2 protein-coding genes and 2 pseudogenes are annotated in these 16,063 nt (G+C 73.0%); 2 read left to right on the plus strand and 2 right to left on the minus strand.

All coding sequences use genetic code 11. From position 1 onward, the window contains the following. Both OHA11_RS47360 and OHA11_RS47365 read right to left on the minus strand, forming a co-directional pair. Positions 1-4,461, minus strand: coding sequence for an amino acid adenylation domain-containing protein (locus OHA11_RS47360; protein ID WP_266508792.1), 4,461 nt, complete (start codon positions 4,459-4,461; stop codon positions 1-3). 11 nt (positions 4,462-4,472) lie between these two features. Beyond that, a complete protein-coding gene (locus OHA11_RS47365) occupies positions 4,473-5,450 on the minus strand; it encodes an FkbO/Hyg5 family chorismatase (protein ID WP_266508793.1) in 978 nt (325 codons plus the stop codon). 172 nt (positions 5,451-5,622) lie between these two features. On the opposite strand from OHA11_RS47365, the pseudogene OHA11_RS47370 reads away from it, so the two are divergent. Both OHA11_RS47370 and OHA11_RS47375 read left to right on the plus strand, forming a co-directional pair. Then, positions 5,623-13,845, plus strand: a pseudogene (locus OHA11_RS47370) (beta-ketoacyl synthase N-terminal-like domain-containing protein); the annotation flags it as partial. A 78-nt stretch (positions 13,846-13,923) separates the two neighbouring features. Then, positions 13,924-16,063: pseudogene (locus OHA11_RS47375) on the plus strand (type I polyketide synthase); the annotation flags it as partial.

Here is a 16,063-nt window from a genome sequence, read left to right on the forward strand (position 1 = left end):
TCAGCTCGTCCCTCTCGCCTCGTACGCCGCCGTGCCCCGATCGAGCACTCCGGCGGCGAGGTCGCCGATCGTCCGGTCCGGGTCGTCCATCGCCCGGTCGAGCACGTCCCCCACTGCGGCGAGCAGCGCCTCGATCGTGGCCCGGTCGAAGGTCGCCGCGTTGTACGAGGCCAGCCCGCTGAGCGCCCCGTCCGCGCTCTCGATCAGATGCACGGCCAGCTCGCTCGGCATGTCCACGGTCTGGTCGACGCTCACGTCCACCGGCGAGGCCGTCACCCCGGGTAGGTCGAGCACCGGCTGCAGCGCGCTGATCAGCTGGAACGAGACGTTCAGCGGCGGCGGGCCGGGGGCCAGCGCGTGGTAGAAGGGCAGATCCTGGTGGGCGTGCGCGGCCACCATGGTGGCGTGCACCCGCCGCAGCGCCTCCCGGAAGCCGGGCTCCCCGCTCAGGTCCGTCCGCAGCGCGATGATCTTGGCGAAGTAGCCGATCAGTGGCTCCGTCTCGGCCCGGGAGCGGTTGGCGAACGGCGCGGCGACGGTGACGTCACGGTTGCCGGTGAGCCCGGCGGCGACCGTGCAGAAGGCGGTCAGCAGCGTCTCGTACAGGGTGGCCCGTTCGGTCCGGGCCAGCTTGCGGGCCGCGTCGGCGGCCGGGGCGGGCAGCGTCCAGCGCAGCGTCGCGGCGGGGCCGGGGCGCCGGGGTCGACCGGCGGGCAGCTCCAGCGGGCGGTAGCCCGCGAGCCGCTCGCGCCAGTAGGCGTGTTCCGTGGCCAGGGGACGGTCACGTTCCCAGAGGGCGTGGTCGGCGTACTGCACGGCGAGAGGCGGCGGCGCGGCGCCCGCGTACAGGAGGGACACCTCGTCGGCCAGGACGCGCAGGGACCATCCGTCAGAGGCCAGGTGGTGACTGGTCAGCAGGAGCAGGTGATCGTCCGTGCCGAGGCGCCACAGGTGCGGGCGGACGAGCACGTCGCGGGCCAGGTCGAAGGGCCGGGCGACCTCTTCGCGGGTCAGTCGCGGGACGTCATCGGGCGTCGCATCGTCCACCGGCACCGGGACGGCCGATGGAGCACGGACAACGGTCCCGCCGTCCGGCGTGAAGCCCGTACGCAGAGCCTCGTGCCGGGCGACGACGGCGGTCAGCGCGCGCTCCAGCGCGGGCACGTCCAGCGGCCCGCGCAGCCGGTACGCCAGCGGAATGCTCCATGTCGAAGCGTCGAGCAGCGAGCCGTACCAGAGCAGCATCTGCTCCTGCGCGAGCGAGAGCGGCGCCGTGGCGTCCCGGGACCGGGCGGTCAGCGGCACCGCGCGGGAGGCGCCGTGCACGGCGCGGGCAAGTGTCTCGGGGGTGCGCCCCTGGAACAGCTCCCGCAGCGGGACGTCCACGCCCAGCTCGGCGCGGAGCCGGGAGGTGATCCGGGTGGCGAGCAGGGAGTGTCCGCCGAGCGCGAAGAAGTCGTCGTGGATGCCGACGCCGGGCAGGTCGAGCGCCTCCGCGAAGATCCGGCACACGGCGGCCTCGGTGGCGTCCCGCGGCGGCGCCCCGGCGGTGGGGACGGTCCGCCGACCGGGGGCGGGCAGGGCATGCCGGTCCACCTTGCCGCTGGTGTTGCGGGGCAGTTCGGGCAGCACGACAAACAAGGCGGGCACGGCCGGTGCGGGCAGCCGGGACTCGGCGAGCCGGCGCAACTCGGCGTCGAGTTCGGTACCGGCGCCGGGCGCCACGACGTAGGCGACCAGGCGGCGGCCCGCCGGTCGGTCCTCGCGGGCCACGACGACCGTCTGCGTGACGGCCGGATGCCCGGCGAGTACGGTCTCCACCTCGCCGGGCTCGACCCGCACCCCCCGGATCTTGACCTGGTGGTCGATCCGGCCGAGGAACTCCAGGTTGCCGTCGACGGTCCAGCGGCACAGGTCACCGCTGAGGTACGTGCGGCCCTCGGGCTCGACCGGCGCGTTGACGAGGCGCTGTGCGGTCATGCCCGGCCGGCCGAGGTAGCCGCGTGAGACACCGACGCCGCTGATGCACAGCTGACCCGGCACGCCGATCGGCACCGGCCGCAACGCGTCGTCCAGCACGTACAACCGGATGTTGTCGATCGGCGGGCCGAGCGGCGACGCCGTGCCCGGCCAGTCGTCCACCCGCTCGGGCAGCCTCCAGCCGGTGACCAGCTGCGTCTCGGCGGGCCCGTAGTGGTTGTGGACGCGCACTCGCGGCCGGTGCCGGCAGAACGACCGGAGCCGTTCGTCCAGCACGAGCGCCTCGCCGCCCTGGCAGAGCCGGCGCAGCCCGTGCAACAGCGGGCCGGCCGGGTCGACGTGCTCCAGCAGCCCGCGCAGCACGGTCGTCGGCGCGAAGATGCGGGTGATCCGGTGCTCGTCCATCCAGGCGGCGAGCCCGGCCAGATCGAGCCGGACGCCGTCGGGCGGGACGACCAGGGTGCCGCCCATCAGCGTGGAGAGGATCTCCTGGACCGAGTAGTCGAACGTGGCCGACACGAACTGCAGGGTGCGGCTCTCCGGCTCGTGCGGCATCGTGCGTTCCTGCCAGAGCAGCAGGTTGACCGGGCCGGCGTGCGGCATGAGAACGGCCTTGGGCCGGCCGGTCGACCCGGACGTGTAGATCGCGTAGGCGAGGTCCTCGGGCCCGGGATCCACGTCCGGGGCGATGACGCCGGGCTCGTCGTCGAAGGGAGCTTCCACGACGTGCTCCACGCCCCCGAACAGCGGCCGATGCTCCGCCTGCGTGACGACCGTGCGGAGCCGCGTGTCCTCAAGCACGAACCGGACGCGCTCGGCCGGGTGCTCCGGGTCGATCGGGACGTAGGCGGCGCCCGCGTTCAGGATGCCGACCATCGCCACGATCAGGTCGGCGCCCCGGTCCAGGCAGAGACCGACCAGCTCGCCGGTGCCCACCCCGAGGGCGATCAGCCGATGGGCGATCCGGTTGGCCCGGCGGTGCAGTTCCGCGTACGTCAGGGAGACCATGTCGTCCTCGACCGCGAGCCGATCCGGATGCCGGCGCGCCCGGTCGGCCAGCATCGCGGGCAGCGACCGTGCCGTCATCTCGCGCGCGGTGTCGTTGAAGCCGGCGGTGACCTGCCGCAACTCCGCCTCGTCCAGCAGCGGGACCTGGGACAGGCGCAGCGCCGGGTCGGCGACGACCGCGCGCAGCACGACCGTGAGGTGCCGGGCCAGCCGCTCGATGCGCTCGCCGTCGAAGAGCGCGTGGTTGAACAGCAGATGCCCGCTCAGCCCGTCCGGCTGCTCGAACACGTGCACCTCGAGGTCCATGCGGGTGTCGAAGTGACCGGTCTCGAACGTGGCCGCGGTGACGCCCGGCAGCGCCGCTGTGGCGGCCGTACCGTCGAGCACCTGGAACAGCACCTGGACCAGCGGGTTGGTGGCCAGGTCACGGTCCGGGGCGAGGCGTTCGGTGAGGTAGTCGAACGGCACGTCGCCGTGGGCGAACGCGTCGAGCGCGGTGTCGCGGGTGCGGGTCAGCAGTTCGGCGAACGACGGGTCGCCGGAGAGGTCGCCACGCAGCACGACGGTGTTCACGAACAGCCCGATCAGGCCCTCCAGCTCCGCCCGGTTGCGGTTGGCCACGGGCGTGCCGACCGGCACGTCGGTGGTGCGGGCGTAGCGGCCGAGCACGATGTGCAGGACGGCCAGCAGCGCCATGTAGAGCGTCGCGCCGTGCGAGCGGGCCAGCGCCCGGGTCGCGTCGGCCAGGTCGGCGGGGATGTCCCAGCGCACTCGGCCGGCATCCGAGGTGGCCGTGGCGGGGCGTGGCCGGTCGGCGGGCAGTTCGAGCACGGCCGGGGCGCCGCGCAGCTGTTCCTCCCACCAGCGCAGGCGGGTACGCAACGGCAGGCCACGTTCCCAGGCCGCGAAGTCGGCGTACTGGACGGGCAGGCGCGGGAGGTCGTAGCCGGCGTACCGGGCGGAGATCTCGCGCAGCAGCACGCCGTGCGACCAGGCGTCACCGCAGATGTGGTGCAGGGACAGCGCGAACACGTGGTCGTCGGGGGCCAGCCGCACGACCAGGGCCCGGAGGAGCGGTCCGTCGGCCAGGTCGAAGGGGCTCGCGAACTCCGCGCGTACCAGCTCACGGGCTTGCTCAAGGTCAGCGTCGAGGACCGGCACGTCGACCGGGAACGGGTCGAGGATCTTCTGCGCGGGGGTGTCGTCGCCGGCCGTGAAGACGGTTCGCAGCGACTCGTGCCGGCGCACCACCTCGGTCAGGGCGCTCGCGAGCCGGTGCGGGTCCAGCGGCCCTCGCAGGCGCTGCGCGAACGGGATCGTGTACGCGCTGCCGGCCGGGTCGAGCTGATCCAGGAACCACAGTCGGCGCTGCGCGAACGACAACGGCAGCGGCCCGTCGCGGCCCACCGGGCGGATCCCGGAGCCACCGCCCCGACGCAGCCGCCGCAGCCGGGCCGCGGCCGTTTCCTCCATGTCCCACCCCTTCAGGGCACGATTGCCTCGATCTCGACGAGCAGGTCCTCGCGAGCGATGTCGGTCTGCAGCACGCCCAGCCCGGCCGCCGGGGACAGGGCCGCCACGCACATGCGGCGCACCGGCTCCAGGTCCTCGCGGTGGCGGACGTATACCTTCACGGCGTCCAGGTCGGCCAGCGTGTGGCCCGCCGACAGGCCGTGCCGGGCCAGGTTGTCGCGGCCGATCACGGCGGCGATGTTCTCCAGGGCCACCCGGCACTGCGCGGCGACGTCGCCGCGGTGGGCGGTCTCGTGGCCGCGGATGCTCGCCGTCGCGGACACGTACAGCCGGCCGCCCAGGGCGGTCGCGCGGGCGAAGATGGGTGGCCGGGGTCCGTAGTCGGCCGGGTAGGCGTGCGCGGTGGCCATCCGCGGGTTGTCCAGGTTGACCCGGGTCCCGTCCCGTGCGGCCAGGAAGTAGCAGACGATGCCGCCGCCGTGGGTGCCGATGCCCGTCGCGGCCGGCATCGTAGCCGGGTCCACCCCGTTCGCGTGCACCGCCCGCGCCCGGCCCACGCAGAAGTCGCGGTAGGTCTCCAGGCCCTCGGCGTTCGGCGCGTTGATGTGGTTGATGTACGCCCAGAACCGGAACACCGTCGGATAGCCCTCGGCCCGCACCAGCGCGAACACCGCCGCGTACAGCCGCTCGGTGGCCTCCGCGTAGGTGCCGGCGGAGGGGATCCGGGCCGCGCCGAACAGGTGCTGCCCGTCGTGACCGAAGGCGATCCCGTCGCGGGCGCCGGTGCGCACCGGACCACGGGCGCGCCACACCTCGGCGAACTCCTGATCGGTATCGGTGGCGGTGTGCACGGCCAGCAGGGGATGCCCCTCGGTGAGGCACGGGTCGGCCTGCCGGACGGTGTGCTCGACGACGCCCAGGACGGGCGCGTCCACCGGGCGCGGCGCGCCAATCTTCTCGAATGTGCAGAACGGCGCGATAGCTGGCACCTGGCCCCCAATCGACGACACCGACGGATCCCCGATCACGAAACACGCCCCCGCTGGACGCCACCACCCCAGTTCCGCACCGGGCCGGGTCAGGGGGGTGGAGAGAGGCGTGGTCAGGGGGATGGTCAGGGGGGATCGGAGCCGATTCCCGGTGTCACGATCGGTTTTCCCGATGCGACGAGAGGTGTGTTCTGTGACGCCTGCGCACGACGTACGGCCGCTGCCCGAGTTGCTGCTCGACAATGCCGCGCGTCTGGGCGACAAGCCGGCGTACGCGGACGCGCGCCGTACCGTCGGGCACGCCGAGCTGGAGACACGCACCCGCCGGATCGCCGGGCACCTGGCCGGGGTCGCCGCCCGCGGTGACCGGGTCGCGCTGCTGCTCGGCAACCGCGTGGAGATGGTGGAGGGGTACCTGGCCGTGGCGCGCGCGGCGGCCGTCGCCGTACCGCTGAACCCGCAGGCCAGCGACGCCGAGCTGGCGCATTTCCTGACCGACAGCGAGGCCGTGGCCGTGCTCGCCGACGACGAGCACACCGAGCAGGTACGCCGCGTCGCGCCGGCCCTGCGACTGATCACGATCTCCGAGCTGGCGGCGCTGGCCGACACCGAACCCGACCGGCCGGCCCGGGACGACCTGGGCCTGGACGAGCTCGCGTGGATGCTCTACACCTCGGGCACCACGGGAGCGCCGAAGGGCGTGCTCTCCACCCTGGGCAGCGGGCTCTGGTCGGCGTACCACTGTGACGTCCCGGCGTTGGAGCTGACGTCCTCCGACGTGCTGCTGTGGCCGGCGCCGCTGTTCCACAGCCTCGCCCACCACCTGGCCGTGCTCGCCGCGACGGTGAGCGGTGCGACCGTGCGGATCATGAGTGGGTTCGCCGCCGACGAGGTGCTGCGGGAGCTGCGCGAGGAGGGCTGCACGCTGCTCGCCGGTGTGCCGACCATGTACCACTACCTGCTCGGGGCGGCCGGTGACGGCCAGGTCGAGGCGCCGGCGCTGCGCCGGGCCGTGGTCGCCGGTGCCGTTACCCCGGCGTCGCTGATCACCGCGTTCGGCCGGCGGTTCGGGGCGCCGCTGCTGGACACCTACGGGTGCACGGAGACGACCGGCTCGCTGACCATCAACCGGTTGGACGGCCCGAGCGTGCCCGGGTCGTGCGGCACCGCCGTGCCGGGCCTGGAGCTGCGCCTGGTCGACCCGCGTACCGGCGAGGACGTGCCCGACGGCGGCGAGGGCGAGATCTGGGCGTCGAGCCCCAGCCTCATGCTCGGCTACCACAGGCAGCCGGAAGCGACCGCCGAGGCGCTCTCCGACGGCTGGTACCGCACCGGGGACCTGGCCGTCCGCGCCGAGACCGGGCACTTCACGATCACCGGACGGGTCAAGGAACTGATCATCCGGGGCGGGGAGAACATCCACCCCCGGGAGATCGAGGCCGTGCTGACCGCCGTGCCCGGAGTGGCCGACGCGGCGGTCGCCAGCCGGTCCCACGCCGTGCTCGGCGAGGTGCCTGCCGCGTACGTGGTGAGCGACGCCGAGCTGGACCCGGCCGCGCTGTTCACCATCTGCCGGGAGCGGCTGTCGTCGTTCAAGGTGCCCGAGGAGGTCTATCGGGTCGCGGCCGTGCCCCGGACCCCGTCCGGCAAGATCAAGCGGCGCGAGCTGGTGGCGGGACCGGCCGAGCTGCTGGCCACGGCCGGTGGTGGCGAGACCCTGCTGCGTACGAGGTGGACGCCGGTCGACGTGCTCGACCCGGTGAGTCTCGACGGGCGGCTCGTCGTGCACGCCGACAGCGAGCCCGCCCTGGCGAGCCTGCTCGACGGGGACCGGCCGCTGGTCGTCGTCACGGCGTGGGCCGTGCGGACCTCCCCGGCGGAGCAGCCGTCCGAGGCCGCGGCCGCGGCCTGGGATCTCGTCACCGCTGCCCAGGCCCGGAATCCCGGCCGGCATGTGCTGGTCGACACCGACGGAGTGCCCGGCGGCCTCGGCGCGGCGCTCGCGACTGGCGAGCCGCAGGTGGCCATCCGCGAGGACGTGGTGCTGGTCCCGCGCCTGACGCCGACGGACGAGGAGCCCGGCACACCGCTGCGGCTCGACGGCACGGTGCTCGTCACGGGGACGCACACCGAGCGCGTCGCCCGGCACCTGAGCGCCCGGGGCGTCACCGTCACCGGCGACCCCGACGCCCGGCCGCTGCACGCGGTCGTGCACCTGGGCGGCACGAGCGGGCTGGCGGACCTGGCGGAGCGAACGGACAACCCGGACCGGGCCGCGTTCGTCGTGTGCGCCGAGGACACCCCGGCCACCGCCGACGCGCTCGTACGCCGGATCCCCGGCGGTGTGGCCGTCGGGCTCGGCCTGCCCGGGGTCGAAGCCGCCGTGCTGCTTCCCGAGGTGCTCGACCGGCTGGAGGCGGGCGGGTCCTACGTCGTGGCCCGCCGTAACTCGGCCGGGCTGCGAGCGCTGGCCACGGCCGGGCGACTGTCCGCCGCGTTCCGCGCGCTGGTGGACACCGGCGAGGCGCCCGATCCGGACGCGGCCGTGCGGCGGGATCTCGTCCGGCGGCTGGTCGCGCTGCCCCGCCGGGCCCGGGACCAGGCCCTCCTCGAACTGGTGCGGGACGCTCTGGCGGCCACGCTCGGCGCGGACACCGTCCCGGGCCCGCCCGACAGCGCGTTCCAGGAGCTCGGGTTCGACTCGCTGACCTCGGTGCAGCTGCGCAACCGCCTGGTGGCCGCGACCGGCGTACGGCTCAGCGCCACCGTCGTCTTCGACTTCCCCACGCCCCGGGCGCTCGCCCAGGAGCTGGGGCGGATCCTCATCGGCGCCGAGTCCGAGCCGGAGCCGGAGCGTGCCGGCACGCCCGGCCGGTCCGACGAGCCGCTGGCCATCGTCGGCATGGCCTGCCGGTTGCCCGGCGGGGTGGCTTCGGCCGAGGACCTGTGGCGGCTGGTCGTCGGCGGCGGTGACGCGATCGGCCCGTTCCCCGGCGACCGCGGCTGGGACGCCGACGGCCTGTACGACCCTGACCCGGACGCTCCGGGCAGCACGTACACCCGGTCGGGTGGCTTCTTGCCGGGCGCCGCCGACTTCGACGCGGCCTTCTTCGGCATCAGCCCGCGCGAGGCACAGGCGATGGACCCGCAGCACCGGCTGCTGCTGGAGACCTCGTGGGAGGCGTTCGAGCACGCGGGCATCGACCCGGGGAGCCTGCGCGGCCGGGACGTCGGGGTGTTCGCGGGGTTCAGCGGCCAGGACTACATCGCCGAGATGGGCGTGGGCCCCGCCGAGGCGGGCGGCTACCAGGTGACCGGCCGTGCCGCCAGCATTCTCTCCGGCCGCCTGTCCTACTTCTACGGGCTTGAGGGACCCGCGGTCACTGTCGACACCGCCTGCTCGTCCTCCCTGGTCGCCCTGCACCTGGCCGCCCAGTCGCTGCGCGACGGCGAATCGTCGCTGGCCCTGGTCGGCGGCGTCACCGTGATGTCCTCGCCGGGGCTGTTCCTGGAGTTCTCCCGGCAGCGCGGGCTCGCCCCGGACGGCCGCTGCAAGGCGTTCTCCGCCGACGCCGACGGGACCGGCTGGTCCGAGGGCGCCGGTGTGGTGCTGGTCGAACGACTCTCCGACGCCCGGCGCAACGGCCACCGCGTCCTGGCCGTGGTGCGCGGGTCGGCGGTCAACCAGGACGGCGCCTCGAACGGGCTCACCGCCCCCAACGGCCCTTCGCAGCAAGGCGTGATCCGGCAGGCACTGGCCAACTCCGGGCTGTCCGTCGCCGACGTCGACCTGGTCGAGGCGCACGGCACGGGCACCGCGCTGGGCGACCCGATCGAGGCTCAGGCGCTGCTGGCGACCTACGGCAGCCGGGCGGGCGGGGAACCCGTGCGGCTGGGGTCGCTGAAGTCGAACATCGGCCACACCCAGGCGGCCGCCGGCAGCGCGAGCCTGATCAAGGTGGTGCAGGCCATGCGGTACGGCGTCATGCCGCGAACGTTGCACGTCACAGAACCGTCCCCGCTGGTCGACTGGGCATCGGGCCGGGTCGAGCTGCTGACCGGTAACCGGCCGTGGACGGACGGGACCCGGCGTGCGGCGGTGTCCGCGTTCGGGATCAGCGGCACGAACGCGCACGTGATCGTGGAGGAGGCGCCGGCCGTGGAGGTTCCGGCCGCGGTGCCGTTCACTCCCGTGGTGTCCGGGCCCGTGCCCCTGGTGTTCTCCGCGAAGGACCCCGAGGCCCTCGCCGTGCTGCAAGCCCGTGCGGAGTCCGGTACGGACGTGGCCTTCGCCCTGGCCACGACGCGAGCGTTGCTGGACCACCGGGCGGTCCGCGTCGGCGACACCACCGTGACGGGAGTCGCCTCGGCCGATCCCGACGTGGTGTTTGTGTTTCCGGGTCAGGGGACGCAGTGGGCGGGGATGGGGCGTGCGTTGCTGGACGTGTCGCCGGTGTTCGCGGCGCGGATGAACGAGTGCGCCGACGCTTTGTCGCCCTACCTCGACCTCTGGGAGGCGATCGATGCCCCCGACCGGGTGGAGTGGTTGCAGCCGGCGTCGTGGGCGGTGATGGTGTCGCTGGCGGCGGTGTGGCAGGCGGCGGGTGTGCAGCCGTCCGCGGTGATCGGGCATTCGCAGGGTGAGATCGCGGCAGCCTGTGTCGCGGGTGCGGTGTCGCTGGCTGATGCGGCGAAGGTGGTGGCGCTGCGCAGTCAGGCGATTGCTTCGACGCTGGCGGGCAAGGGGGCGATGGCGTCGATTCCGTTGCCTGCCGACGGTATCGAGTTGCCTGACGGGGTGTGGGTGGCGGCGTTGAACGGGCCGTCCTCGACGGTCGTGGCGGGTGTGCCGGACGCGGTCGAAGGCGTCCGTGCTCGTTATGACGGGCGGCGGATCGCGGTGGACTACGCGTCGCACACCCCGCATGTCGAGGCGTTGCGCGGTGCGGTGGTGTCGGTGCCGTCGCAGGCACCGGTGATCCCGTGGCTGTCGACCGTGGACGGGGCATGGGTCACCGGTGCGCTGGACGATGAGTACTGGTTCCGGAATCTGCGGCAGCAGGTGCGGTTCGCGCCGGCGGCGGCGGGTTTCGACGACGCGGTGTTCATCGAGGTGAGTGCGAGGCCGGTGCTGATCCCCGCCCTCGACGACGCGGTCACCGTCCCCACCCTGCGGCGCGACGACGGCGGAGCCGACCGGATGCTGGCGTCACTGGCGCAGGCGTTCGTGGCCGGTGTGCCGGTGGACTGGACGACGATCATTCCGCCCGCGCCCTTCGTGGAACTACCCACCTATCCCTTCCAGGGGGAGCGCTACTGGATCGACGGCGTCCGCGCACGGCGGGGCGGGACGCTCGGCCATCCGCTGCTCGAGTTGCTGGTCACCGTTCCCGAGTCGGACACCGTCGTGCTGCTCGGGGAGGTTTCGCTCGGCGCGGCCCCCTGGCTCGCCGACCACGCGGTCGACGGCACCGTACTGCTGCCCGGAACGGCTCTGCTCGACCTCGCCGTGCGGGCCGGGGACGAGATCGGCTGTCCTGTGCTCGGCGAGCTGGTCATCGAGAACCCGCTGTCCGTCCCGGCGACGGGCAGCGTCGCCATCCGCATCACCGTCGACTCCCGCTCACGGACCGCCACCGTACACTCCGGCAGCGACGGCGCCTGGACCCGTCACGCGTCCGTGGTGTTCGCTGCCGACGCCGGGCCCGTGCCACCGCCGGTCAGGGTCCCCGGAAACGCGGCCGCGGTGGACGTCGCCGGGTTCTATCCGGGCCTGGCGGCCGCCGGGTACGGATACGGGCCGTCGTTCCAGGGCCTGAGCCGGGCGTGGCGAACCGGCGACGACGTATACGCCGAGGTGGTCCTGCCGGTCGAGGCGGGCAGCTACGGGATCCATCCGGCCCTGACCGATGCCGTGCTGCACGCCGCCACCCTCTTCGCCACCTGGCCCGGCGGCGTGGAGTTGCCGTTCTCGTTCGCCGAGGTCCAGGTCCATGCCACCGGCGCCACCCGGCTGCTCGCCCGGATCAGCCGCACCGGGCAGGGCTTCACCGTGACCGCCGCCGACCCTGCCGGGCAACCCGTCCTCACGATCGGCGCCATCAGCACCCGCCCCTACACACCGCATGCCGCCGTGCCGCCGCACTCGGTCTTCCACCCCGCCTGGCGGCCCGTCCCGGTGCCGGACACCGCCGCCACCGAGGTGCGGGTGATCGACACTCCGGTGACCGGCGCGGACCCGGACGCCTGCCACACCGCCCTGCAAGCCCTGCTCGCCGACCTTCAGCGGATCCTCGCCGACGACGCCGACCCCCGGCCGGTCCTGGTCACCGCCGAGGCCGACGGCCCCGCGTGGGCCATGGCCGCCGTCGCCCAGAACGAGCACCCCGGCCGGTTCTGGCTCGCCGACACCGACCACACCCTGGCGCCCGAGGTCCTCGTCGCCGCCGCGGAACCCCAGCTGCGCTGCCGCGACAACCAGCTCAGTGCCCCACGGCTGCGGCCCGGCACCGACCCGGCCGCCCTCATGCCACCGGCGGCGGGGAACTGGCTTCTCGGCGCGACCAGCCCCGGCATCTTCGACGGCCTCACCCTCGCCCCGGCGCCCGACGAGCCGTGCCCGCCCGGACACGTCCGCGTCGCCGTACACGCCGCCGGGCTCAACTTCCGAGACGTCATGCTCGCCCTCGACCTCACCGCCCACGGCCAGCGGATGGGCAGCGAGGCCGCCGGGATCGTCACCGAGACCGGCCCGGACGTCACCGCCGTGTCCGTCGGCGACCGCGTCCACGGGCTGTTCAGCGGTGCCTTCTCCCCGTCGGCCGTGACCGACGCGCGGCTCGTGCACCGCGTTCCCAGCCACTGGAGCTACGACACAGCGGCGTCGGTGCCGATCGTGTTCGCCACTGCCTACTACGCCCTGACCGACCTCGCGCGACTGGAGCCGGGGCAGCGGATCCTCGTCCACGCCGCCACCGGCGGCGTCGGCATGGCAGCCGTCCAGCTCGCCCGCCACTACGGCGCCGACGTCTACACCACCGCGAGCCCGGCCAAGTGGGACACGCTGCGGGCGATGGGCATCCCCGACGACCACATCGCCTCGTCCCGCGACGCGTCGTTCCGGGACACGTTTCCGCAGGTCGACGTCGTCCTGAACTCCCTGACCGGGGAGCTTCTCGACGCGTCGACGGAGCTGCTCAGGCCTGGCGGCAGGTTCCTGGAGATGGGCAAGACCGACATCCGCGACGCCGCCGACGCCTTCGACCTCATCGACGCCGGACCGGACCGACTGCACACCATCCTCGCCGAGCTGCACCGGCTGTTCGCCGACGGTGTGCTCACGCCGCTGCCGCTCACCCACTTCGACGTACGGCAGGCCCGCGCCGCCTACACCCACATGAGCCAGGCCCGCCACACCGGAAAGATCGTCCTCACCGTCCCCCAGCCCCTGAACGCCGGCGACAAGGTGCTGATCACTGGCGGGTCCGGAACCCTCGCCGGCATTCTCGCCCGGCATCTGACCGAGGCCCACGGCGTCCGCGACATTCTGCTGCTGTCCCGCAGCGGCGTCGTACCCGAGGGCGTCGAGGCGACGGGAATCGCCTGCGATCTCACCGACGCCACCGGCCTCGCACGCGTCCTCGACCGGCATCGCGACATCACCGCGATCTTCCACACCGCCGGCGTCCTGCACGATGCGACCATCCAGGCTCTCACCGCCGACGGCCTGACCGCCGCCCTCGGTCCGAAGGTGTACGGAACACACAACCTGCACCTGTTCGCCGCGGCCCTGCCGAACCTCAAGACCATCACCCACTACAGCAGCGCCGCCACCACCCTCGGCAACCCCGGGCAGGGCAACTACGCCGCCGCCAACGGCTACCTCACCCAACAGACGCGCCGGCATCCGCGTACCCGGGTCCTGCACTGGGGGCTGTGGAGCGACACCAGCATGATGACCGCGGGGCTCGACGCAGCAGATCACCAGCGGATCGCACGCCAGGGTTCCCGCCCCCTTACGGCCGTGGAGGGCATGGCGCTCCTCGACCATGCCTACGCCGTGGCGGACCCGGCTCTGATCCTGATGCCGATCGACGCGAAGGGCGAGGTGCCGCCGCTGCTGCGCGAGCTGGCGAACGGAGGTCCGCGCCGGGCGGTCGCCGACACGGCAGCGTCCGCCGCGCCGCCGCGCACGCTCGACGAGGTGCTCGCGGTCGTGCTCGACAGCACCGCCACGGTCCTCGGGCACGCCGAGGCCGCCGCGATCGCCTCGGACCGGTCGTTCAAGGACCTCGGCTTCGACTCGCTGGCCGCCGTCCAGCTGCGCAACCACCTGCTCACGGCCACCGGGGTACGGCTGAGCGCCACGGCGGTGTTCGACTTCCCGACGCCGGTCGTGCTCGCCGCCGAGGTGCATCGGGAGTTGCGGGGCGCGGCGCCGGTCGTCGCCGAGGTGGCGGCGCCGGCGCGTACCGAGGAACCGATCGCCATCGTGGGCATGGCCTGCCGGCTGCCGGGTGACGTGTCTTCGCCCGAGCAGCTCTGGCAACTCGTGGTCGAGTCCGGCCGGGACGCCGTCGGGCCGTTCCCGGTCGACCGCGGCTGGGACACGGACGCAATCTTCGATCCCGACCCCGACGCGGTCGGCAAGTCCTACGTGCGCGAGTCGGCGGCTTCCTCACCGGCGTGGCCGACTTCGACGCGGAGTTCTTCGGCATCAGCCCCCGCGAGGCGCTCGCGATGGACCCGCAGCAGCGGCTGCTGCTGGAGGTGTCGTGGGAGGCGTTCGAGCGGGCGGGCATCGCGCCGGACTCGCTGCGCGGCTCGGACACCGGCGTGTTCGTCGGCACCTACGGCCAGGGCTACGGGGACCTCGCCGCGGACGGTGACGCCGAGGGATACGTCGGCATCGGCAACTCGGGCAGTGTCGTGTCGGGGCGGGTGTCGTACTTCTTCGGGCTGGAGGGTCCGGCCGTCACGGTGGACACGGCGTGCTCGTCGTCGCTGGTGGCGTTGCATCAGGCCGCGCAGGCTCTGCGGCTGGGGGAGTGCTCGCTGGCCGTGGTCGGCGGCGTCACCGTCATGGCTTCGCCGTTGATGTTCCAGGAGTTCTCCCGGCAGCGGGCGCTGTCGCCCGACGGCCGGTGCAAGGCCTTCGCCGAGGGCGCGGACGGCACGGGCTGGGGCGAGGGCGTCGGTGTTCTGGTGGTGGAGCGTCTGTCGGATGCCCAGCGTCTTGGGCACACGGTTTTGGCGACGGTTCGTGGTTCGGCGGTGAACCAGGATGGTGCGTCGAACGGTTTGACGGCGCCGAACGGTCCGTCGCAGCAGCGGGTGATCCGTGCTGCTCTGGCGAGTGCCGGGCTGACCTATGACGACGTGGACCTGGTGGAGGGGCATGGGACGGGTACGGCGCTGGGTGATCCGATCGAGGCGCAGGCGTTGCTTGCCACCTATGGGTCGTCGCCGTCGCCGGTCCGGCTGGGGTCGTTGAAGTCGAATATCGGTCATACGCAGGCTGCTGCCGGTGTGGCCGGGGTGATCAAGATGGTGGAGGCCATGCGGCGACGGGTGATGCCGCGGACCCTGCATGCCGAGGAGCCGTCGTCCCATGTGGACTGGTCGGCCGGATCGGTGGAGCTGGTGACAGCCAACCGCCTCTGGGATGAGGACGGTCGGCCGCGGCGGTCGGCGGTGTCGTCGTTCGGGATCAGTGGTACGAACGCGCACGTGATTCTGGAGGAGGTTTCCGGCCCGCTGCGTGTGCTGGCCGAGGGGTGGGCGCCGCTGTTGTTGTCGGCGCGGACCGCACCGGCTTTGGCTGAGTTCGAGTTGCGGGTTTCGGGGTTGCCGCAGGTCGGTGATGTGGCGGTGACTCTGGCGGGGCGTGCGGTGTTCGATCATCGTGCGGTGGTGCTGGGTGATGTGGTGGTGCGTGGCCGGGTGTCGGGCGGGCCGTTGGTGTTCGTGTTCGCCGGGCAGGGTGCGCAGCGGGCGGAGATGGCGGCGGAGCTGGCTGCTGAGTTCCCGGTGTTCGCGGAGATGTATGCGCGGGTCTGGTCGTTGCTGGATGTGGATGAGGGCCTGAGTGTTGATGACACTGGTTTGGCGCAGCCGGCGTTGTTCGCGTATGAGGTGGCGTTGGCGCATCTTCTGGGTGTGCGTCCGGATGCGGTGATCGGGCATTCGGTGGGTGAGTTTGCCGCTGCTTATGTCGCTGGTGTGGTGTCGCTGGAGGATGCGTGCCGGTTGGTGTCGGCGCGGGCGCGGCTGATGCAGGCGTTGCCGGCCGGCGGTGTGATGGTGTCGGTGCGGGTCTCGGAGGAGATGGCCCGGGCGGTTCTGCGTGAGGGTGTGGAGATCGCTGCGGTGAACGGCCCGCAGGCTGTTGTGCTTTCCGGCGACGAGGGGCCGGTGTTGGAGGTTGCTGCCGGGTTGGGGGAGTTCCGGCGGTTGCGGACCAGTCATGCGTTCCATTCGGCGCGGATGGAGCCGGTGCTGGAGGACTTTGCGGCGGTGGCGGCGACGGTCGAGTTCGGTGAGTCGCGGGTCGGGTTGTCGTTTGTGCCGTCGGCGGAGTATTTCGTGCGGCAGGTGCGTGAGACGGTGCGTTT

This window comes from Streptomyces sp. NBC_00878, from assembly GCF_026341515.1.
In the GTDB taxonomy this organism is placed as follows: domain Bacteria; phylum Actinomycetota; class Actinomycetes; order Streptomycetales; family Streptomycetaceae; genus Streptomyces.